Origin of the sequence: Bacillus sp. A01H, from assembly GCF_045277205.1 — a bacterium.
GTDB lineage: Bacteria > Bacillota > Bacilli > Bacillales > Bacillaceae_G > Bacillus_A > Bacillus_A paranthracis.
The window spans coordinates 1,850,381-1,870,974 of record NZ_CP117702.1; the positions used below are offsets into that span (position 1 = coordinate 1,850,381).

The 20,594-nt window shown below is 34.4% G+C and carries 19 protein-coding genes, 1 pseudogene, 1 riboswitch and 1 other annotated feature; of the genes and pseudogenes, 15 read left to right on the forward strand and 5 right to left on the reverse strand.

The window, feature by feature from the left end; genetic code table 11:
- Positions 1-53 precede the first annotated feature (53 nt).
- The 3 genes from PSR14_RS09850 to PSR14_RS09860 all read left to right on the forward strand — a co-directional run bounded on the left by PSR14_RS09850 (position 54) and on the right by PSR14_RS09860 (position 5,599).
- Positions 54-1,352 carry a sensor histidine kinase gene (locus tag PSR14_RS09850; RefSeq protein WP_080349442.1) on the forward strand — a complete coding sequence of 433 codons (1,299 nt, stop codon included), beginning with the start codon at positions 54-56 and terminating at the stop codon, positions 1,350-1,352.
- Between the two features lie 2 nt (positions 1,353-1,354).
- Positions 1,355-2,287 carry a response regulator gene (locus PSR14_RS09855; protein ID WP_098487001.1) on the forward strand — a complete coding sequence of 311 codons (933 nt, stop codon included), beginning with the start codon at positions 1,355-1,357 and terminating at the stop codon, positions 2,285-2,287.
- 117 nt (positions 2,288-2,404) lie between these two features.
- Positions 2,405-5,599: a DEAD/DEAH box helicase gene (locus PSR14_RS09860; protein WP_048557492.1), complete on the forward strand. Its 3,195-nt coding sequence runs from the start codon at positions 2,405-2,407 to the stop codon at positions 5,597-5,599.
- 91 nt (positions 5,600-5,690) lie between these two features.
- On the opposite strand, the gene PSR14_RS09865 is transcribed toward PSR14_RS09860, so the two are convergent.
- Positions 5,691-5,825 (reverse strand): DUF3934 domain-containing protein, encoded by a 135-nt coding sequence (locus tag PSR14_RS09865; protein WP_000047591.1) that lies wholly within the window; start codon positions 5,823-5,825, stop codon positions 5,691-5,693.
- A 100-nt stretch (positions 5,826-5,925) separates the two neighbouring features.
- On the opposite strand from PSR14_RS09865, the gene PSR14_RS09870 reads away from it, so the two are divergent.
- From PSR14_RS09870 to PSR14_RS09885, 4 genes and pseudogenes are all read left to right on the forward strand, one after another.
- Positions 5,926-6,099 (forward strand): hypothetical protein, encoded by a 174-nt coding sequence (locus PSR14_RS09870; RefSeq protein ID WP_001983127.1) that lies wholly within the window; start codon positions 5,926-5,928, stop codon positions 6,097-6,099.
- A 131-nt stretch (positions 6,100-6,230) separates the two neighbouring features.
- Positions 6,231-6,489: a binding site (T-box leader), on the forward strand.
- Between the two features lie 70 nt (positions 6,490-6,559).
- The gene (asnA, locus tag PSR14_RS09875) at positions 6,560-7,543 is read left to right on the forward strand and encodes an aspartate--ammonia ligase (RefSeq protein WP_000284909.1); all 984 of its coding nucleotides are present in this window, start codon (positions 6,560-6,562) and stop codon (positions 7,541-7,543) included.
- 142 nt (positions 7,544-7,685) lie between these two features.
- Positions 7,686-7,799, forward strand: coding sequence for a helix-turn-helix transcriptional regulator (locus PSR14_RS09880; RefSeq protein WP_000051967.1), 114 nt, complete (start codon positions 7,686-7,688; stop codon positions 7,797-7,799).
- Between the two features lie 128 nt (positions 7,800-7,927).
- Positions 7,928-8,269, forward strand: a pseudogene (locus tag PSR14_RS09885) (helix-turn-helix domain-containing protein); the annotation flags it as partial.
- A 207-nt stretch (positions 8,270-8,476) separates the two neighbouring features.
- Here the strand turns inward: PSR14_RS09885 and PSR14_RS09890 are convergent.
- Entirely contained in the window at positions 8,477-8,932 is a 456-nt protein-coding gene (locus PSR14_RS09890; protein WP_000041940.1) for a VOC family protein, read from the reverse strand.
- Between the two features lie 349 nt (positions 8,933-9,281).
- Positions 9,282-10,511: an aspartate kinase gene (locus PSR14_RS09895; RefSeq protein ID WP_000448048.1), complete on the reverse strand. Its 1,230-nt coding sequence runs from the start codon at positions 10,509-10,511 to the stop codon at positions 9,282-9,284.
- A 199-nt stretch (positions 10,512-10,710) separates the two neighbouring features.
- Positions 10,711-10,897: riboswitch (Lysine riboswitch) on the reverse strand.
- A 191-nt stretch (positions 10,898-11,088) separates the two neighbouring features.
- Here PSR14_RS09895 and PSR14_RS09900 point away from each other — a divergent pair.
- From PSR14_RS09900 to PSR14_RS09910, 3 genes are read left to right on the forward strand one after another with little or no spacing between them, the layout of a single operon-like run.
- Positions 11,089-11,997, forward strand: a complete 909-nt coding sequence (locus PSR14_RS09900; protein WP_000676654.1) for a DoxX-like family protein — start codon at positions 11,089-11,091, stop codon at positions 11,995-11,997.
- Between the two features lie 3 nt (positions 11,998-12,000).
- A complete protein-coding gene (locus tag PSR14_RS09905) occupies positions 12,001-12,606 on the forward strand; it encodes a DUF4166 domain-containing protein (RefSeq protein ID WP_048557494.1) in 606 nt (201 codons plus the stop codon).
- Positions 12,607-12,611: 5 nt separating this feature from the next.
- Entirely contained in the window at positions 12,612-14,237 is a 1,626-nt protein-coding gene (locus PSR14_RS09910; protein WP_098487000.1) for a YndJ family protein, read from the forward strand.
- Between the two features lie 29 nt (positions 14,238-14,266).
- On the opposite strand, the gene PSR14_RS09915 is transcribed toward PSR14_RS09910, so the two are convergent.
- Positions 14,267-14,752, reverse strand: coding sequence for an 8-oxo-dGTP diphosphatase (locus PSR14_RS09915; protein WP_048557495.1), 486 nt, complete (start codon positions 14,750-14,752; stop codon positions 14,267-14,269).
- 170 nt (positions 14,753-14,922) lie between these two features.
- Here PSR14_RS09915 and PSR14_RS09920 point away from each other — a divergent pair, with 170 nt between their 5' ends.
- From PSR14_RS09920 to PSR14_RS09935, 4 genes are all read left to right on the forward strand, one after another.
- Positions 14,923-16,167, forward strand: a complete 1,245-nt coding sequence (locus PSR14_RS09920; protein ID WP_000797228.1) for an N-acetylmuramoyl-L-alanine amidase — start codon at positions 14,923-14,925, stop codon at positions 16,165-16,167.
- A gap of 255 nt (positions 16,168-16,422) precedes the next feature.
- Positions 16,423-17,835 carry an S-layer homology domain-containing protein gene (locus PSR14_RS09925; protein ID WP_098486999.1) on the forward strand — a complete coding sequence of 471 codons (1,413 nt, stop codon included), beginning with the start codon at positions 16,423-16,425 and terminating at the stop codon, positions 17,833-17,835.
- 196 nt (positions 17,836-18,031) lie between these two features.
- A complete protein-coding gene (locus PSR14_RS09930) occupies positions 18,032-19,294 on the forward strand; it encodes an MFS transporter (RefSeq protein ID WP_074542493.1) in 1,263 nt (420 codons plus the stop codon).
- 29 nt (positions 19,295-19,323) lie between these two features.
- Positions 19,324-19,602 carry a hypothetical protein gene (locus PSR14_RS09935; protein WP_000905834.1) on the forward strand — a complete coding sequence of 93 codons (279 nt, stop codon included), beginning with the start codon at positions 19,324-19,326 and terminating at the stop codon, positions 19,600-19,602.
- Between the two features lie 19 nt (positions 19,603-19,621).
- Here PSR14_RS09935 and PSR14_RS09940 read toward each other — a convergent pair whose 3' ends face one another.
- On the reverse strand, positions 19,622-20,086 hold the full coding sequence (locus tag PSR14_RS09940) for a hypothetical protein (protein ID WP_098486998.1): 465 nt from the start codon (positions 20,084-20,086) through the stop codon (positions 19,622-19,624).
- 90 nt (positions 20,087-20,176) lie between these two features.
- Between PSR14_RS09940 and PSR14_RS09945 the strand changes: the two genes are divergently transcribed.
- Positions 20,177-20,485, forward strand: a complete 309-nt coding sequence (locus PSR14_RS09945) for a hypothetical protein (protein ID WP_000661601.1) — start codon at positions 20,177-20,179, stop codon at positions 20,483-20,485.
- The last annotated feature ends 109 nt before the right edge of the window (positions 20,486-20,594 follow it).

Below are 20,594 nucleotides of genomic sequence, written 5' to 3' on the forward strand. Positions count from 1 at the left end.
GTTTATAATATAAGCGGGCTTTCACTTTTATTACTGAAAAAAGAGTATAGGAAGTGGCACCTTTGAATTGGAATCAATTATGGAAGAAAGATATATCTCTTTTAATTATATTAATGGTTGTTGTTCCGATTGCTGGAGAGCTTAATTTTCATCCTTTTAATGATACGTTTCGTGTTAGCTTTGGGACACCGTTATTCTTCTTTTTATTACTATTTTTAAGAAGAATACCAGCAGCTGCTGCGGGTATTCTTGTCGGTATATGTGTAGTCTTATTCCGCGTATGCCTTGACTGGGTCATGCAAGGCTCATTTCATATGACAGAATCATTTTATTTGCGTTATCCTGTGTTCTTTTATTATTTTATTTATGGAAGTCTTTTTTCACTTTGTAGGGTGAATAAGTTTCATCAGAAGCCAATTGTTATTGGGTGCCTTGGAATTTCAATTGAAATTGTTGCAAGTATGTCGGAACTTGCGTTTTATCACATGTTAGTATTAGGTACAACAATAACAATTTCTGAAGTAAATAAACTCATCATTATTGCTATTTTCCGTAGCTTCTTTGCACTTGGCTTTTTAAATATGATGAATTTATATGAAACGAAATTAAAAGAATCACAAGTTCGAAAAGAAAATGAAAAAATGTTCATGCACCTTTCAAATTTATATGTAGAATCTGTTCATTTGAAAAAAACGTTACAAAATGCAGAATTAATTACACAAGAAGCGTATCAATTATATCGGAATTTACAAGTGAATGATGATTCCAGCAGTAAAACAGCATTGAAAATAGCAGGAGAAGTGCACGAAATAAAAAAGGATAATCAAAGGATTTTTGCAGGATTATCTAAACTGTTATTAGATAAAAATGTGGCTGAGTATGTAGAAGGTCATGAGCTTACAGAAATGATTGTAAGAATAAATGAAAAGTATGCTGAAATGTTAGAGAAAGATATACGTTTTTCTAAACATATAGAAGGTGAACACGCTGCATATCACGTGTATACAGTGCTATCAATTTTTAATAACTTAGTTGCGAATGCAGTTGAAGCAATTGAAGATAGAGGTCTCATTCGTATTAAGTTATATAAACGAGAAAAAAATGTAATCTTTGAAGTGATTGACGATGGCCCAGGTATCGCACAAAAGTATAAGAAATTAGTATTTAAGCCCGGGTTTACTTCAAAGTATGATCAAACAGGAACACCGTCCACAGGTATTGGACTTTCTTACATAGATGAAATGGTAACAGAGCTCGGCGGAGAAGTAAGGTTAGAAGACAATGAAAATGGGAACGGGTGTAAGTTTATCGTTTGTTTACCGGAGTGCAGTTTAAAGCGGGAAGGGGAATAGGTTTGTTTTATTATATTGTAGATGATGATGAAGTTTTCCGTTCGATGCTTTCGCAAATTATTGAGGATGGCGATCTTGGGGAAGTAATTGGAGAATCGGAAGATGGAGCGTTTATTGAAGCAGAACAGTTAAATTATAAAAAAGTGGACATTTTATTTATTGATTTACTAATGCCGATGAGAGACGGCATTGAAACAGTTCGTCATATAGCATCTTCATTTACTGGGAAAATTATTATGATTTCCCAAGTTGAATCGAAACAGCTCATTGGTGAGGCATATACACTTGGTGTGGAATATTATATTACAAAACCACTAAACAAAATAGAAGTAGTATCTGTTGTACGAAAAGTGATAGAACGTATTCGTTTGGAACGTTCTATATATGACATTCAAAAATCATTGAATAATGTGTTTCAGTGGGAAAAGCCGCAAATGCGTAGTGAAACAGTGCAAGAAGGGAAAAAGATATCAGATTCAGGACGCTTCTTACTATCAGAACTCGGTATTGCGGGAGAGAATGGAAGTAAAGATTTGCTTAGTATGCTGGAATATTTATATGGACAAGAAAAGGCGCAAACATTTGAGTTTGGATTTCCTGCTTTAAAAGATATCTTTCACAAAATAACAGTAAAAAAATTAGGGGAACTAGCTTCAGAAGCAGATATAGAGAAGGAGAAAAAAGCATCTGAACAACGTGTGAGAAGAGCAATTTATCAATCATTAAACCATTTAGCTTCTCTTGGACTAACAGACTTTTCAAATCCGAAATTTGAAAGTTATGCTCCGAAGTTTTTTGATTTCACTGTGGTTAGAAAACGGATGACAGAAATGACAAAGGATGGGGTAGCGACTTCTGGCCATATACGAATTAATACGAAAAAATTTATTCAAGTGTTGTATTTTGAGGCGAAACGACTGATGGAGATAGAGTGAAAAGGTGCTTATAAATAAGCATCTTTTTTTGTTAAATCAACATTTTATATTTTCTCGTGAAGCATGTAAAATGTTAAGTAAGAGAAAATGGTTTTACATTAAGGAAGTGTCAAAACAATGAGTTTTACATTAAATAAATCGATTATTAAAGAAGTATGTGGAGAAACCTCATATAAAAGAGGCGAAGCTTATTATAAATCAAATAAAGTAATCGTGAATTACTATGATGAAACGAAAGAAATTTGTGAGGCGACGGTAAAAGGGAACGAGGATTTTCATGTTACGGTAGAAAAAGCTAAGAAAGGTGATGTTGTTGCGAGATGTAGTTGTCCTTCGTTAGCGTCTTTCCAAACGTACTGTCAACATGTAGCAGCTGTATTGATACAAATAAATTATAACCAGCAAACGGGTGGAATGGGCTCTATTAGTAGCAGAAATGATCAATTAACAAACGGGATGTTTCAGTTGTTTGCAGATAAACCACTGAGGCCAAAAAGTAAACAACATCGGTTTGATACACGTGAAATATTAGATGTTGCGTTTATATGTTCACCGGTAGCGACGAAAAGCGGTGGGGCTCTTCTTGGAATTCAGTTAAAACTTGCCAAAACATATTTTATAAATCATATTAGAGAATTTCTTTCTAAAGTGGAGAAGAGAGAGACTTTTCATTGTTCCAATGAATTTACATATACGCCAGATGTACACAGTTTTAAACAAGAAACAGACGCGATTATACAACAACTTATTAAAATATATCATAACGAAAAAATGTATGAAGATGCACTAGAAGTACATGCGAAACAAGATGAAAGCATGATATTTATACCGCCAGCTTCGTGGAATGATATGCTCTCTGCACTTTCTAGAGCCGAGTATGTACAGCTGAAACAAAATGAGCAACTGTTTCAGGGATTACACATTTCAAAAGGGTTATTGCCATTACATTTTGAGTTTACGAAAGGGAATAATGGCGGGTTTACCCTTCATATAGACGGTCTAAATCGTGTTCGAGTTATGGAGATGTATAACAACGCTCTTTACGATGGGAAATTATATCATTTACCCATGGAAGATTGTATGCGACTTATTGAATTGCAAAAGATGATGAGTCGCTCAAATAGCAATCAATTTTATATTCCTGAAAATAAGATGGAACATTTCGTAGCGAAAGTTGTGCCTGGATTAATGAAACTTGGAACAGTGCGCATTGATGAAGTCATATCCGATCGTGTTGAAACGCCATCGTTAAAAGCAAAGCTATATTTAGATCGTGTGAAAAATCGTTTGCTAGCAGGTCTTGAATTTCATTATGGAAACATCGTGATTAATCCGCTAGAAGAAGACGGGCAACCTTCTGTTTTTAATCGTGATGAGAAAAAGGAAAAAGAAATTTTAGACATTATGAGTGAAAGTGCCTTTGCGAAAACAGAAGGCGGTTACTTTATGCATAATGAAGAAGCTGAGTATAACTTTTTATATCACATCGTTCCAACGTTAAAAGGTTTAGTTGATATTTACGCGACAACAGCAATCAAATTACGAATTCATAAAGGGGATACAGCGCCACTTATTAGAGTGAGAAGGAAAGAAAGAATTGATTGGTTGTCATTTCGTTTTGATATAAAAGGAATACCGGAAGCTGAAATTAAAGGTGTATTAGCGGCTCTTGAGGAGAAACGTAAATATTACCGATTAGCGAATGGTTCTCTATTATCACTAGAGAGCAAAGAGTTTAATGAAATTAATCAGTTTGTAAAAGAATCAGGTATTCGAAAAGAATTTTTACATGGGGAAGAAGTGAATGTTCCGCTTATTCGGAGTGTAAAATGGATGAACGGACTTCATGAAGGTAATGTTTTAAGTTTAGATGAGTCTGTTCAAGATTTAGTTGAAAGCATTCAAAACCCGAAAAAATTAAAATTTACAGTGCCACAAACTTTACATGCTGTAATGAGAGAGTATCAAGTATATGGATTTGAGTGGATGAAGACACTTGCCTATTACCGTTTTGGCGGTATTTTAGCAGACGATATGGGACTTGGAAAAACGCTGCAAAGTATTGCTTATATAGATTCTGTTTTGCCTGAAATTCGAGAGAAGAAGCTGCCTATATTAGTCGTTTCACCGTCCTCGCTTATTTATAATTGGTTTAGTGAATTGAAAAAATTCGCTCCACATATTAGAGCAGTTATTGCAGATGGAAATCAGACAGAACGGCGAAAAATTTTAAAAGATGTAGCAGAATTTGATGTCGTAATTACGTCATATCCATTACTAAGAAGAGATATAAGGTCGTATGCGAGGCCGTTTCATACGCTATTTCTTGATGAAGCACAGGCGTTTAAAAATCCGACAACGCAAACTGCAAGAGCAGTGAAAACAATTCAAGCTGAATATCGTTTCGGACTAACAGGAACGCCTGTAGAAAATTCATTAGAAGAGCTATGGTCTATTTTCCACGTTGTATTTCCAGAATTATTACCAGGAAGAAAAGAGTTCGGTGATTTAAGGCGTGAAGATATAGCGAAGCGCGTAAAACCTTTCGTATTAAGACGATTAAAAGAAGATGTATTACAGGAGCTGCCAGATAAAATAGAGCACTTACAGTCATCGGAGTTATTACCAGACCAAAAGAGACTATATGCTGCTTATTTAGCGAAATTAAGAGAAGAAACGTTAAAACATTTAGACAAAGACACGTTACGTAAAAATAAAATTAGAATTTTAGCTGGCTTAACGAGATTGAGACAAATTTGCTGTCATCCCGCTTTATTCGTTGATGATTATAAAGGGAGTTCAGCTAAATTTGAGCAACTGTTAGACATACTAGAGGAATGTAGAAGTACTGGTAAGAGAATTTTAATCTTTTCTCAATTTACAAAGATGCTGTCCATTATTGGTCGTGAATTAAATCGTCAAGCGATTCCATACTTTTATTTAGACGGAAATACACCTTCGCAAGAACGTGTAGAGCTATGTAATCGATTTAACGAAGGGGAAGGGGACCTATTTCTCATTTCTTTAAAAGCTGGTGGTACGGGGCTTAACTTAACGGGTGCCGATACGGTTATATTATACGATTTATGGTGGAATCCAGCTGTTGAACAACAAGCAGCAGATCGGGCATATCGGATGGGACAGAAAAATACGGTACAAGTTATTAAGTTAGTGGCTCACGGAACAATCGAGGAAAAAATGCATGAACTGCAAGAGAGTAAGAAAAATTTAATTGCTGAAGTGATTGAGCCGGGAGAAGAGAAATTATCATCCATCACGGAAGAAGAAATTCGAGATATTTTAATGATCTAATAAAGAAAGCTATGCCTTCAAATATATGAGGGCATAGCTTTTTCGTTGTAATAATTATATTTTGTTTTGTACAAAGTAAAGAAACTAAATGTTATTTCTTTGTACCTTTACTTTTGTATGGCTTTGCAGCTTTCTTCTTTTTTGCACTTGATTGCCAACGGTTCCACCCTTTACTTCCTGTACCTTGTCCTACACCTTTTTTCGGTTTTGCTTTCGTTTTACTCATATAATCACTCCGTTATATAAAAATCTAATTTGATAATAGTCAATGATTTAGAAAATACTCTTTATAAATGACTATGTTTGCTTTAAGGAAAACAAACTGCTTGAATGCTATAGTATATCATGAATTTGCAAGTAAACTGAAAGGAATTACAAAGAAAATGAAAATAATACGAAATACTGCGGATTCTATATTTCGAACGATTACATTAATCGTTGTATATACGTTAGTTTCAGTTAGTGAGACGTTTTTTAGAATACCTAGGCAAAAGAAGTAAAGAAGGTATATTGGAAACAATCAATAAAGCCGTAAAATAAAGAATTGAAAAATATTTTAAAACTTTTTGTTGACTTTCTTTATTTTTTGTATAGAATAATCATTAATAAAATGTTTCAGAGATGTGACAACAAAACGACTATGAAAGGACGAGTAGTAGTAGGACGTAGTCTAAGCGAGTCAGGGATGGTGTGAGCCTGATACGAAGCCTATTATGAAGAACCTCCTGGAGTTGCTAACCGAAATCCTTGATAGGAAAGTAGACTTAGCCGGGAACTTCGCCGTTACAAGAAGAACAGTATCGAGATATTTCATCTCCGTATTGTATAAGTGAGCAACCTCTGTTGCTAATTTGGGTGGTACCGCGGAACCAAAGCCTTTCGTCCCAGTTTTTTGGGAAAGAAGGGCTTTTTTTGTTGGCTTCTTTTCACAACATCCAAACATTTTAGGAGGAAACCACCATGTATCAATCATTAATGACAGTAAGAGAGACTCAAATCGCAATTAAGGAAGTTAAAACATTTTTCGAGGATCAATTAGCAAAACGACTTGAATTATTCCGTGTATCTGCACCATTATTCGTAACGAAAAAATCAGGATTAAACGATCACCTAAACGGTGTAGAACGTCCAATTGAATTTGATATGTTACACTCAGGAGAAGAATTAGAAATTGTGCACTCACTAGCGAAGTGGAAACGATTTGCACTCCATGAATATGGATATGAAGCTGGTGAAGGTTTATATACAAACATGAACGCGATCCGTCGTGATGAAGAACTTGATGCAACACATTCTATTTACGTTGACCAATGGGATTGGGAAAAAATCGTTCAAAAAGAATGGCGTACTGTAGATTATTTACAAAAAACAGTACTAACAATTTATGGAATATTCAAAGATTTAGAAGACCACTTATTTGAAAAGTATCCGTTCCTTGGGAAGTATTTACCAGAAGAAATTGTATTCGTTACTTCTCAAGAACTAGAAGATAAATATCCAGAATTAACACCGAAAGATCGTGAACATGCAATTGCAAAAGAACACGGTGCAGTCTTCATTATCGGAATTGGTGATGCACTTCGTTCAGGTGAAAAGCATGATGGACGCGCAGCTGATTATGATGATTGGAAATTAAACGGTGATATTTTATTCTGGCACCCAGTACTACAATCTTCATTTGAATTATCATCAATGGGAATTCGTGTTGATAGTAAATCACTTGATGAGCAGTTAACGAAAACAGGTGAAGACTATAAACGTGAGTATGATTTCCATAAAGGTATTTTAGAAGACATACTACCATTAACAATTGGCGGTGGTATCGGACAATCGAGAATGTGCATGTACTTCTTACGTAAAGCACATATTGGTGAAGTTCAATCTTCTGTATGGCCTGACGATTTACGTGAAGCTTGCAAGAAAGAAAACATTCATCTATTTTAATAGAAGAGAGAGAATAGCTTAAATATAGGGCTATTCTCTCTTTTTTTACTTTGTAAACGAATGGTTTACAGTGAATTTTACTAATGGTTTCTTTCTTTTATATCTCTTTTTATGTAATAATTTGTTAAAGGAGGGGGATGTTATGAGCTTAGGAGAGCAGTTAAAAAAATTACGAGAGTCAAAGGGGTTTTCACAAGAGGATGTTGCTAAAAAGATTGGTGTAACGAGGCAAGCGGTATATAAAGTGAAACTTTAATCAGTGGGCGATTTATCCTACTGATTATTAGTTGAACCAATCGGGCTTTTATAGGCGGTTAATCGCATCTGGCTGCCTTGATTATGCTTAAAAGCTTTGATGAGATTTACTGCCTGTTAAAGCGGGGTAAATGGGAAAATGATAAAAGTTGTCCTGATATTGATAATTTAATTTTACTAAGCGAAATGTACAATGTTACGCTCGATGAGTTAATAAAAGGGAATCAAAACATTAAAGAAAAAATACATATTGATGAAGAAGATGAGGATTTTGAGAAAGAGAACGAGTTTGGTTTTTATATTGGATTTGGTTTACTAATTATGAGTGCGTTCATTGATTATGAAAAAATACAGGTGGTTGTATTAGTAATTGCACTATTCATGATGGTTTTTTATTCGGATGTGAAGAAAGTTATTTTGAATGAGTTCAGATCGTTTTTTAAAAGAAAAGATATATATGAGAAGAAGTGAGAAGAGTAAGTTATATTTCCTAGGAAAGAGTATAACAAGAAAATAAATTGTTTTATAATAATTTTAGGATGTTAATAGTATGTTAAAAAGCTCAAACAAGTATAACCCCGCTCTAAAGCTAGGACGGGGTTCAAAATCTAAGTTTTATTAAGTGTAAAGTTCTTTCAAATATTTTTACTTCAGTAAAGGCTTCTAATAAAACATTAATTATTTATTACCGAGTTCTTCCGCTAAACCGATTAAAATGCCTTCAGTTCCACGAATGTAGCAAAGACGGTAAGAGTTCTCGTATTGAACTACTTCGCCAACGAGCTGAGCACCATGTTTAGTAGTAAGCCTAGATACCATTTCGTCAATGTCTTCAACGGTGAACATGACGCGCAAATAACCGAGGGCGTTGACAGGAGCTGTCCGGTGATCTGCTATAGCGGGCGGGGTAAGAAATCGCGAAAGTTCAATTCGGCTATGGCCATCTGGAGTTACCATCATAGCAATCTCTACGCACTGCGAACCGAGTCCAGTTACGCGACCAGCCCATTCACCCTCTACAGTGGCACGCCCTTCGAGTTTTAACCCAATCTCCTCGAAGAAAGAGATTGCATGATCAAGGGATTCTACAACGATGCTAACATTGTCCATTCTGAGTAATTTATTTTTTGACATTGTCTTTATCTCCTTATATGTAAAAGTGTATTATCTAATCATCTTCTTAATTATACTATTAAAAAGTTACAAATTCCTTTCAAACAAAAAACAGCTTGTCACAGTATAGGAAAATGTGACAAGCTGTTTTTAAGTATGTCATATAGTATCTTGTTAACAAACAATACCGCGATTTCCCCGAAAAATGTTTCTACGCTGTATGCTCTTAAAGGGCCCGATCGTTGTATAGAATGAAGTGTATTATTTAAATGATAAATACATTTCTTATTACTCTATATGCAAATAGCTTTCTGTTTATATAGGAAGGAAGTAGATTCATATAATTTGTTTTAAGTTTTACTAGTAGAAATTAGCTCATCTGCACTAAAGGCTCAATTTTCGCCATAAATGATTGATGCAGCGCCTCGACACCTGTTACTAAATGAAGGCGGTCAATAACGACAGACACTTTAATTTCTGATGTACTTACCATTTTAATATGAATATCTTCTTCTTTTAAAGTAGTGAACATATTCGCAGCAACACCTGGATTAGAGACCATACCAGATCCTACAATTGATACTTTTGCTAAATGATTTTCATATTCTACTGATTCATAGTGAAGTGCCTCTTGATTTTGTTCCAATACCCCTAATGTTTCTTTTAAATCATTAGAATGGATGGAGAAGGAGAGATGAACAGTTCCTTCATTTGTAATACTTTGAATGATGATATCTACATTAATATGTGCCGCTGCTAATGTAGAGAAAACTGTTGAAAGCGAGCCTTGTTCCAATCCTTTCACTGTGATGCGTGTAATATTATCTTCAAATGCAATACCTTTAACGATTGATTGTTGTTCCATGTTACATTCTCCTTTTACAATTGTTCCATTTTCTTGTTCCATACTTGAGCGAACTTCTAAAATGACATTATGATTTTTAGCAAACTCAACAGCACGCGGGTGTAATACACCAGCACCGAGGTTTGCAAGTTCTAACATTTCGTCATAAGAAATTTCATCTAATTTATAAGCATCTTTTACAACTCGTGGATCCGTCGTATATACGCCTGTCACATCTGTGTAAATATCACATTTTTTAGCTTTCAGTGCAGCAGCTAATGCAACCGCAGTTGTATCAGAACCACCTCGTCCAAGCGTTGTAATTTCAAGATCTTCACTGACTCCTTGGAAACCAGCTACAATAACAATGGTACCTTTAGTAAGATAAGACTGAATTCGATCCGTATGAATGTCAGTAATCCGTGCACTACTATGTACAGATTCTGTCGTAATACCAGCTTGCCATCCTGTTAATGAAATTGCGTTATAACCTTTTGCTTGTAATGCCATCGTTAATAATGAAATAGTCACTTGCTCTCCTGTTGATAGAAGCATATCCATTTCACGTTTACTCGGATTTTCTGTAATCGCGTTAGCGAGTGCTACAAGTTCGTCTGTACTTTTCCCCATTGCTGAAACGACAGAGACGATACTATGTCCTCTTTCATATTCTTCAATAATTAAATTTGCTACATGTTGAATGCGCTCAACGCTTCCGACAGAAGTGCCACCAAATTTTTGTACAATCGTTTCCATTACGAATTCCTTCTTTCATCCATTTTTAAGAATAGATTAGGACATATATAAATCCCAATATTCCTGTAGTTACCAGAGAAAAACAAAAAACACCATCTCAAATAAGTGAGGATGGTGCTGTTACAGGAAAAGGGAAACAGAAAACGGAGCTAATAAAAAAACCGCCAAAAAAGGAATACCATAAAAATGATATCTCTTTTTTGTAGATAGCTCTTCATACGTACACGTCTGTACATATGACAGTTCTGTTTCTATTCGAAAACAGCCCCAATCGATACATACAGAGAAATATATCGATTTCGGCAATACTTCCTTTCATCTAATTTCATAGACATCTCTGTGTCTCCATTAGAATACTCATAAGTATCGCAACCTCTATCTCACGTTTTAGGCGAGAGTGTTTGATTTATGAAGTTGTTGGTAACATTTGTTTTATAATAATTTAAATTTTTCGAGGAATCAAGTGTTTTATATATATTTTAAAAATTCTATCTTTTTACGAGGGAGTTTGTGAAAAATGTAGCAAAATAAATTTATTACATGTACATTAAAATTATAGTTCATTGGAGGTGGAAGAATGAAAGGGAAAAAGCCTATTTATGTTTCAGCAGAAATGAACACAACAATGGAAAAATTATGGGAATACACGCAAGAACCACATATACATACAGAATGGGATGCCCGCTTTACTGAAATTTCGTATGTAGAGAAAAAAGAAGGAGAACCACAGAAATTTTTATATAAAACAAAAATCGGATTTGGACTTGAAATAGCTGGAGAAGGTGAATCGATAGGTGAGATAAGAAAAGAAACGGGAGAACGTATTTCTTCTTTAAAATTTTGGACAGAAAATCAATTATCACTTATTCAAATAGGGCGTGGTTATTGGAAGTATACACCCCGTAAAGAACACATTCATTTTGAGACGCAATATGATTATGATACGAGGTTTGGTCGTATAGGGAATGTAATAGATTTCTATATGTTTCGGCCGTTATTAGGCTGGGCGACTGCTTGGAGTTTTGATGCTTTAAAATTATGGTTAGAAAAGGGGCTTCATCCTAGGTTGCTAATTAGAAGAACAATGACATATTGGCTCGTATGTTTTTTATTTGCATTTGTATGGATGTATCAAGGGATCTTCCCAAAAATAATTTTCAGTCATCCAGAAGAGATGAAGATGCTTTCTGCGATTATTGATTCAACTGGAAATAGTATTGCAATTCTTAAAGTAATAGGGATGTTAGAAATTATTTTTGGTATCATATGGCTATTTCCAGTTCCAAAACAAAAATTATTTATACTACATATTTTTATGTTAATAGCTTTAACGATAGTGGCAGGATTTACGAATATCGTAAGCTTTACAGAGCCGTTTAATCCAATCACATTAAACGTTTTACTAATGGGGGTATCGATTGTCGGTTATATAAATAGTTTTGATTTACCAAGTGCAAAAAATTGTAAGAGGAAGAGAAAGGGATAATGTATGGCTAATATGTATGAAAGACTATTAGGGGATGCTTATAAAAAACTTCATCCAAAATTACAGAAACGCTATGAGATTACAGAAGAAAATAGCTTTACTGGAGAAGGAAAGATGGATGAAATTTACGGAGGTTCTTTTTTCGTAAAATTGATATTAAAAATTGCATCGAAGTTTCGAATGTTTTTCCCTGAGCGTGGGAAGAAAGTGCCATTTACAATACATAATACCGCTGAGCGAGATGAACATGGACATGAACTTGTGCGGTGGAATCGTACTTTTTACTTTCGTAATAAGAAAAGATATTTTAATGCGGTAATGAAATTCGATGAAAATGAAATTGTAGATTATTTTGGTGAACCACACATACTTGTTTCTACACTGAATTTTCATATTGATGAGATGGGGGCGATGCATATTTCTTCAAAGAAACAATGGTTTTACATGTTTAGAAGAAAAATCCCGTTACCTAGATTCTTATACGGAGAGGCCAACATTGTAGAAAGTTATGATGAAACAAAACAGTGCTTTCGAATTCATGTACAAGTATGCAATCCGTTAATTGGTTCATTATTTTCATATAGGGGAACATTTGTGGAGAGGAAATAAATGATATGAAAAATATAATAGTTGGGCTTGCTTGTTATATTATTTTTCTAATATGTGAGTGGTCAAATGTAAACCCAGTTGAAGCAATTATTTTATTATCTATTTTGTTATGTATACCGATGTCTTTTTGTATTATTGATAAAAGAGCACGAAATGGATTGTATGTATTATTTTATAAATCCGTATCGTTTTTATATCCGATAGCAGCGATTTGTGCAATGTTAGCTTTCGTAACAAATCAATATATCTTTGCGATAATTTGGTTTGTATATACGGGGATCGTTGCGTTATTTGGTATAAATAGATTACTAGAAAGAGGATGGACACCGTTAGAAGAGACAGCTATCGATAGTGCGTTTATTTATTTGTTTTTAGGTGGTTTTTGGTTTTTTGCTTCTGTAGCAAAGATTTCGATTATGCAGTTTACTTCTGACATTGTTTTACTCACAGCTGCACACTTTCATTATTCGGCGTTTCTATTGCCATTATCAGCTGGTTTAATAGGGCGGAAGAGAGAAAAGAGCAGTAAAGTATATGATGCAATTATGTTTATTATAGTCATTTCACCGATGACAGTTGCGATTGGAATTACGTACTCAAGGGTATTTGAATTTTTTGCAGTGTTCCTATATTTATGTGCGATTTATGGGTATGGAATTTATGTTTGGCGGGCGAAATTTAATGCTATCAGCGCAAAAATCCTCTTAATCATATCGTCTAGTACGCTCATGGTAACAATTATGTTTTCACTTATATATTCGTATGGGAATTTGAAACATGTAATGACGATTACAATTGCTCAAATGGTTTGGATTCACGGTGTTGTTAATGGAATTGGAGTAGCGTTGCCGGCATTTGTCGGCTGGATGATTGAAAAGAGTGTTCCGAACTATAAATATTACGGGAAACCAATGAGCAGATTAAGAGGAGAGGCGACAGTTGGTGAAGCATTTTTACATAACAGAAATGTAATAGATAGCAAGGAATACAAAGGTTTAGTTGATAAAATGAATGATTTCCATAGTGGGATATTTGATAGGGCCAAGATTCCTGTAAGTATTATTCGTTTTTATGAAAATACAACAGAGTATGAATTACAATCGCATATTAAATGGACTCGCTGGTTCCGCCCGTTTGCATTTTGCTATGAGAAAATGAGTAAGCGTGTAGGACAAATACATTTAGGAATGGACGGCAAGTGGGAAACGATGCACGGCTCTATCATAGGGATAATGGATGAGAAGGATGGAAGGGAGAATGTAAGAGCTTGGTTAAGGAAAAATGAAGCAGGAGCATCTATTTTTGTAGCTCTTTACTCAAAACATACGTATAAGAATGAGACATATATGAATATCGCATTGCCTCTACCATATTCGAATATGACGGGGGTTTTAAAATTACGTAATGATAATAATAATTTAATTATTACTAGTAAGCTGAGAAGAAATGGTAAGGGAGATGAGGGGATCTATATACATACTCGTTTCTTTACAATCCGTTTACCGTTAGCTGAGACGTTTATTATTAAAGAGGGCACCAATCAAATGTTAGAAGCTAACCATAAAATGTGGATATTTGGAGTTAAGTTTTTAGAAATTGATTATGAGATTAAGAAAATAGAGGAGAAGTAAAAAAAGCTTGGAGAGATTCCAAGCTTTTTTTACGTATGGGTAATTGTCATAGCGACTTGTTTATCTAAGTCTTTGTCCCAAACACGTTGAATTTCAAACGTACCTTTTTCAAAAAATAATGGAAATCTTTCTTTAAACCAATCTTGCATAGGAAGATTTAGTGCTGTAGCGATTGGTACCCATAATAATTTACCTTCAGGAGGATTCGAAAGGAGTTCACCTTCAAATGAATCTGTCCAATAGTTAAATACCATATATCGAACATTTTCTTTCGGATTTACGTATTCATCTAATCCCTTAAAGGTTAAAGTTGAAACAAGTAATCCAGTTTCTTCTTTTACTTCCCGTTTAGTAGCTTGAACGATACTTTCTGGAAAATCTACTTTTCCGCCGGGAGCGATGTAACCAGGGAAGCCAAGGTGATTGGGGCGCTGTATTAACAATACTTTGTTATTCCGCTGAATCATACACATTGTATACATACGGTGCTCTATATCTTTCCAATTGTTGCTCATATGAATCTCTCCTCTTAATAAAATCTTATAGTTTTTAACTATAGTTATGTATGACAAAAAATACAATAATAATACAAAATTATACAATTTTCAATTGACTATTACTAATTTTCAGAACTATAATTAGTCTGTTACATAAATACATCGTACTTGAGAGGGGAATATATTCTATGAAAAATAGAATAATCGCAGCAGGAGTAATTGCAGCTAGTATATTATCTTATTCATCTAGTAGTTTCGCGCAAACGAAAAAATTTCCAGATGTCCCAGCTAAACATTGGGCAGAAGACTCTATTTATTATTTAGTAGAGAAAGGTGCAGTTACAGGTAACGAAAAAGGAATGTTTGAGCCAGGAAAAGAAATCACTCGTGCAGAAGCAGCTACAATGATGGCTCAAATCTTAAACTTACCAATCGATAAAAATGCTAAACCATCTTTCGGTGATTCTCAAAACCAATGGTATACCCCATTCATCGCAGCTGTAGAAAAAGCTGGCGTTGTAAAAGGGAAAGGAGCGGGCGTATTCGATCCAACTGGGAAAATTGACCGAGTTTCAATGGCCTCTCTTATTGTAGAAGCTTACAAATTAGATTCTAAAGTAAATGGTACTCCAGCAACTAAATTTAGTGATCTAGAAAAAAGTTGGGGTAAAGCAAAAGCTAACATTCTAGTTGAATTAGGGATTTCTATTGGAACTGGTGACAAATGGGAGCCCGAAAAAATTCTAACTAAAGCAGAGGCAGCTCAATTTATAAAAAAGGCAGATTCTCTTAAAATAGGTAACCCTTTAGTAGAAAAGGTAGTTATTATTGATCCTGGTCATGGAGGATTTGATCCAGGGAATCCAGGGCAAGGTGTAGAGGAAAGTAAAATCGTATTTGATACATCTTTAAGATTACAGAAGTTGTTAGAAAAAAATACACCTTTAAAAGCTTTATTAACACGTGAAGAGAACGGAAATCCAGGAAGTAACAAAAATGAATCTCTTGCGAATCGAGTGAAATTTGGTCAAGAGAACAATGCAGATATATTTGTAAGCATTCATGCAAATTCTTCTGAAAATCATGATGGTCATGGAACGGAAACGTATTATTATAAAAAATCCAAGCGTGGAGAAGAGACACAGATTGAAAAGGATAGTGAAGTGTTAGCAAAGAAAATTCAAAATAGAGTAGTAGAAGCACTACATACAAGAGATAGAAATATAAAAGACAATCACTCACTTTATGTAGTAAATAATAATACAGTACCAGCAGTTTTAACAGAGCTTGCCTTTATTGATAATGATATAGATAATGGTAAATTAGCTACTGAATCAGGAAGACAAATTGCTGCTGAGGCAGTTTATGCTGGGATTTTAGATTATTATGAGTGGAAAGGTTTCGATGTTGAAAAATATCGTTTAGCTAAATAACAATATTGATTGCTAAGTCCATCGTCTACATAGAGATGGGCTTTTTATGTGATTTTATGTAATTTTGTATCGAAATAAAAAGATATATCGTATTATGTTGATTATAAATAAAATAATGGTAGATTAGTTGATTTTTATCACGTATACTTTTACTGTTGACTATTTAAGAGTTTGTTAGTTTAATAGGGAAAATTATACGATAAAGGGAGGCAAGTTAACACGGGACAAGCATATAAAAAACGTGTTAAAAAATTTATGAAAAAAGTTATTTCTAATGTGTTAGCAGTGACAGTCGCGCTTCAAGTAGTGATGGCTCCAGCAACTTCGTTTGCATCTACAAAAGAATTTCCAGATGTTCCAAAAAATCATTGGGCACTTGAAGCAATTAATGATTTAACGTCAAAAGGGATTATTGCAGGTTACGATAATGGTAAATTCGGCTTCGGAGATGTTGTAACTCGTGAGCAAGTAGCAGCATTAATGTATCGCGCATTAAAACCAGAAGCAAAAAGTGATTATAAAAATCCATACTCTGATATTAGTGCAGGAACGACAATGTTCCCAAAGGAAATTTTAGCATTAACAGATATGGGGATTTTCGTAGGTGATGATAAAGGAACGTTTAGACCGAAAGAATCATTAACACGTGCGGAGATGTCTGTTATTTTGCAAAAAGCATTTAAATTAGAAGTAAAAGCACCACATACATTTGATGATATAGATGCAACATATTGGTGGGCAAAGGAAGCAATTAGTGCATTGCAATCTAATGGTGTAGCGGCAGGGAATGGAATTGGAGGATTTGATCCATCAGGTGTATTAACGCGTGAAGGCTATGCACAACTTTTATATAAAGCGATGCAAATAAAAAAGGATGTTCCTGTTGAACAACCATCATATATTAATCTAGATGTGACATTACCATCTAACGTAACAGCGCAAGAGATTGATAATTATATTCAAAGATTCCATCCAGATAGCCCGTTAGTTGGAATTGGACAAGACTTTATTAAAGCGCAAAATGAGTATGGTGTGAATGCACTATACTTAGCTGCACATGCAATCTTAGAATCTGGTTACGGTAAATCAGAAATTGCATATCGTAAACATAATTTATTTGGTTTAAGAGCATATGATCGTGATCCATTTGCATATGCAAAATATTTACCGTCATACGGACTAAGTATTTCATATAACGCTGATTATGTAAAAAAGAACTACTTAGAAGATGGTGCAAGATATTTCAAAGGTTACACATTGCCAGCAATGAATGTTATGTATTCAACAGATACAGCATGGGCTGGGAAAATCGCTAATATCATGGAACGCATTAAGCCTTTTAATAAAGCAGATTACCAAAATGCAAAACGACTACCGAAAAACCCTAATACATTAAATGTAGAAGTATTAAGTGAAGCGATTCCTTATACAGATTATGCAAAAGATGCAAAAGCTACTGTCCAATCGGTAGGATCTTACTATCAAGTTCCATTCCCGTTTAACAATCCAATTAAGAGTGTACCAAATGTGACACAAAATGAAGTTGGAAAACTAGAAAATGGTACAAAAGTAAATGTATATCGTGAAGATCCAAATGGCTGGGTAGAATTTTCATTTGAAAATGCGCAAGAAAAATATTGGACATTGAAGAAGAACTTAAAAATATAAATAAAAAAGGTGTTTTCATAAGTGAAAACACCTTTTTTATTTATATTTAACATGTAATATTTTTAGATTCAGTATGAGTTTCTTTTTTATGTTTTACCAATAATTAAACCGTTTCATATATAATTAAAATTGTTGAAGATTGAATTTTCTGTTTTTTGGTTTTGTTGTTAACTTAATTTGAAAAGAGGAGAGGTATATGCAAGGAGAAATACCAACAGAGAAAAGTTTAAGTTATATCGGTAAATTGTTATTGCCGGTTAAAGCGTCACCACATTTTAAATTTTTATGGATCGGGCAATTGCTTTCGACTTTAGGTAGTTCGATAACGATGGTTATTTTGCCAGTCGTTGTATATTCATTAACTGGATCAACAGTTGTAATGGGAATGACTATGGCAATGTACATGCTTCCTAATATTCTTGCGTTACCGTTTGCGGGATTAATCGTAGATCGAATGGATCGAGTGAAAGTAATGTTATTTACAGATATAGTTCGCTGCATATTAATGCTATTACTTGCAACACTTATATTTATGGATGATTTAACAATTCCGCTTCTATATGTCCTCATAGCATTATATGGACTTATGGAAGGGATATTTCAGCCAGCATATGCGGCTGTAAGAGCGAAAGTATTTGTACCAGAAATTCGAAATGCAGCTAATGCATTAACGCAAATGAGCAATCAAGGTATACGACTAATTGGACCGGCTCTTGGAGGATTGATCGTTTCAGTTGCATCTGCCGGAATAGGGTTTGGACTAGATGCAGTAACATATTTGTTATCATTTTTTTGTTTATTATTTTTAAGAGAAATAAAGTTTAAAAAAGTAAAACCTATTGAAAAGAAAAAAGTCGATTATAAACAAGAGTTTATGGAAGGTGTTTTCGTTTTAAAAAGTCATCCGTGGCTATGGATTACAATTTTAGTCTTTTCTTTCATCAATATTTGTTATGCAGGAATTATCGTCGTATTAATTCCATGGTTATTTAATGTTCATCATCATTTTGAAGCATACGTGTATGGATTAGGAATGGCATCCTCTGGTGTTGGAGCTGTAATTGCCGCGCTAATATTTGGCGGGAGAGAACGGTGGCATAAGCGGGGATTACTTGCCTATGGTGGTGTTTTAATAAGTGGTTGTGCGCTTTTAATAATGCCGTTTATTGCTTGGGCACCTGCTTTAATCGCATTAATGGCAATTGAAGGATTCGGTATGATGATATTTGGACTCATTTGGGAAACGAGTTTACAAGAGCTCGTGCCAGAAGAAGCATTTGGAAGAGTGGCAAGCCTTGATATGTTAGGTTCATTTGCTTTATTGCCACTAGGTTATGTAGTTGTAGGATGGTTAGCTACTGTCATAGGTGGTGAGATAACGATTATAACATTAGCTATTTTAGTACTTGTAACAATTGGAGTAGCATTATGTGTGCCGAGTATTCGAAGATTTGATTGATGATATAAGGGAAGGTGGGAACGACTTATATGCTTATAAAAAATTTGAACGATATAGTCGCAAAGGAATGGGACAACCAATATACTTTGCAGGAAAAGATCTTTGAAGCAAAAAATTTCACAGTCTATATTGCTACCCATAGAGAAAATAAGCTAGCATATAATCAACTAGTATTAATAAAACATTTTTGTAACGAAAAGCCTTCCGTGCATATTTGGCATAAGAAAATTAGCACCGATGCAACAAAACTGGACATAACAAAAGAAGTGACAGAAGCCATTCAAACTGGTTTTGTAAATGAAGAGTAAGCCCTAATTAAATTAGGGCTTACTCTTCATTAAATACAAATGTTTGTTTCATTTTTTTACTTTCATTTACTGGATGGCCGTTGTAAGAAAAGTTCTTTTCTTCCCAAGTAATCACAACTTTAAAATTATGGCTATTAAAGTCTAATGGGAATACCATGTAGTCAAAGCTTGTATGACATTTAGAAATATTTTCATTAGGGGTAGTAGGTTTAAAGGTAGCTTTAGAGGTAGGATTGTTATTAAGTATTTCCACGGATACGTTTGATACATCATGACCGATGTTTTTTACGAGTAAACTATATGTATCAAATACACCTTGTTTTGGCTGGATTGCTTGCTTGTTTACGTTATGAGATTTATCAATTTCGATATACCATTGTTTAGACTTTGATGCAATTGGTAGTGATTGAAATGTGTATGCACTAGCTTGTATTGGTAGTGCTAAGCATATAAGCGTAAAGAGAGTTAATATTTTTCGTTTCATTTTTTGAGAGCTCCCATTCTTTAATGAATTTTTTGTTATTTTCTTCTTTTTTTTGAGATAATATACCATACGGTTTAGGGGGAGGATATATTGAAAGAGCTCGTAAGTATGGGAAGCAGTATTTTTCTACAATTATTATTTTTGTATATATTTATTTCTGGTGTTTTATTAGAACTCAATCCATGGTATGCAGTAGTTGTTTATGTGACTATTGCTATAATAAGTCTTCTTCTGGGGGTATACTCGATGATTTTCTCTATGAAGAGAAGGCCGAATACTCTTTTTCTAACATTACCAGGTGGAATTATAATAACATTATTTTCAATGTTAATCATAGGATTTACAGTATTTGCTTATTTTTTACCAGAAGGAGGTATTCCGCCTGTCATTCGTTTGTAGTATGAGTGAATCGATGGAGTTTCTATTTTTTTTGTTAGTCTTTCTAAGTAAGCGACATACATCTTAAAAAAGGAAACTGTGTAGAGATTTTTTTGCATAGTCTCCTTTT

Coding starts and splice junctions, on each gene's coding strand:
- PSR14_RS09915 (WP_048557495.1), bottom strand. CDS start 14,752: ATGAGCAACAATTGGAAAGATATAGAGCACCGTATGTATACAATGTGT.
- PSR14_RS09920 (WP_000797228.1), top strand. CDS start 14,923: ATGAAAAATAGAATAATCGCAGCAGGAGTAATTGCAGCTAGTATATTA.
- PSR14_RS09905 (WP_048557494.1), top strand. CDS start 12,001: ATGGCTAATATGTATGAAAGACTATTAGGGGATGCTTATAAAAAACTT.
- PSR14_RS09880 (WP_000051967.1), top strand. CDS start 7,686: ATGAGCTTAGGAGAGCAGTTAAAAAAATTACGAGAGTCAAAGGGGTTT.
- PSR14_RS09930 (WP_074542493.1), top strand. CDS start 18,032: ATGCAAGGAGAAATACCAACAGAGAAAAGTTTAAGTTATATCGGTAAA.
- PSR14_RS09865 (WP_000047591.1), bottom strand. CDS start 5,825: ATGAGTAAAACGAAAGCAAAACCGAAAAAAGGTGTAGGACAAGGTACA.
- PSR14_RS09935 (WP_000905834.1), top strand. CDS start 19,324: ATGCTTATAAAAAATTTGAACGATATAGTCGCAAAGGAATGGGACAAC.
- PSR14_RS09910 (WP_098487000.1), top strand. CDS start 12,612: ATGAAAAATATAATAGTTGGGCTTGCTTGTTATATTATTTTTCTAATA.
- PSR14_RS09895 (WP_000448048.1), bottom strand. CDS start 10,511: ATGGAAACGATTGTACAAAAATTTGGTGGCACTTCTGTCGGAAGCGTT.
- asnA (WP_000284909.1), top strand. CDS start 6,560: ATGTATCAATCATTAATGACAGTAAGAGAGACTCAAATCGCAATTAAG.
- PSR14_RS09925 (WP_098486999.1), top strand. CDS start 16,423: ATGAAAAAAGTTATTTCTAATGTGTTAGCAGTGACAGTCGCGCTTCAA.
- PSR14_RS09860 (WP_048557492.1), top strand. CDS start 2,405: ATGAGTTTTACATTAAATAAATCGATTATTAAAGAAGTATGTGGAGAA.
- PSR14_RS09940 (WP_098486998.1), bottom strand. CDS start 20,086: ATGAAACGAAAAATATTAACTCTCTTTACGCTTATATGCTTAGCACTA.
- PSR14_RS09890 (WP_000041940.1), bottom strand. CDS start 8,932: ATGTCAAAAAATAAATTACTCAGAATGGACAATGTTAGCATCGTTGTA.
- PSR14_RS09900 (WP_000676654.1), top strand. CDS start 11,089: ATGAAAGGGAAAAAGCCTATTTATGTTTCAGCAGAAATGAACACAACA.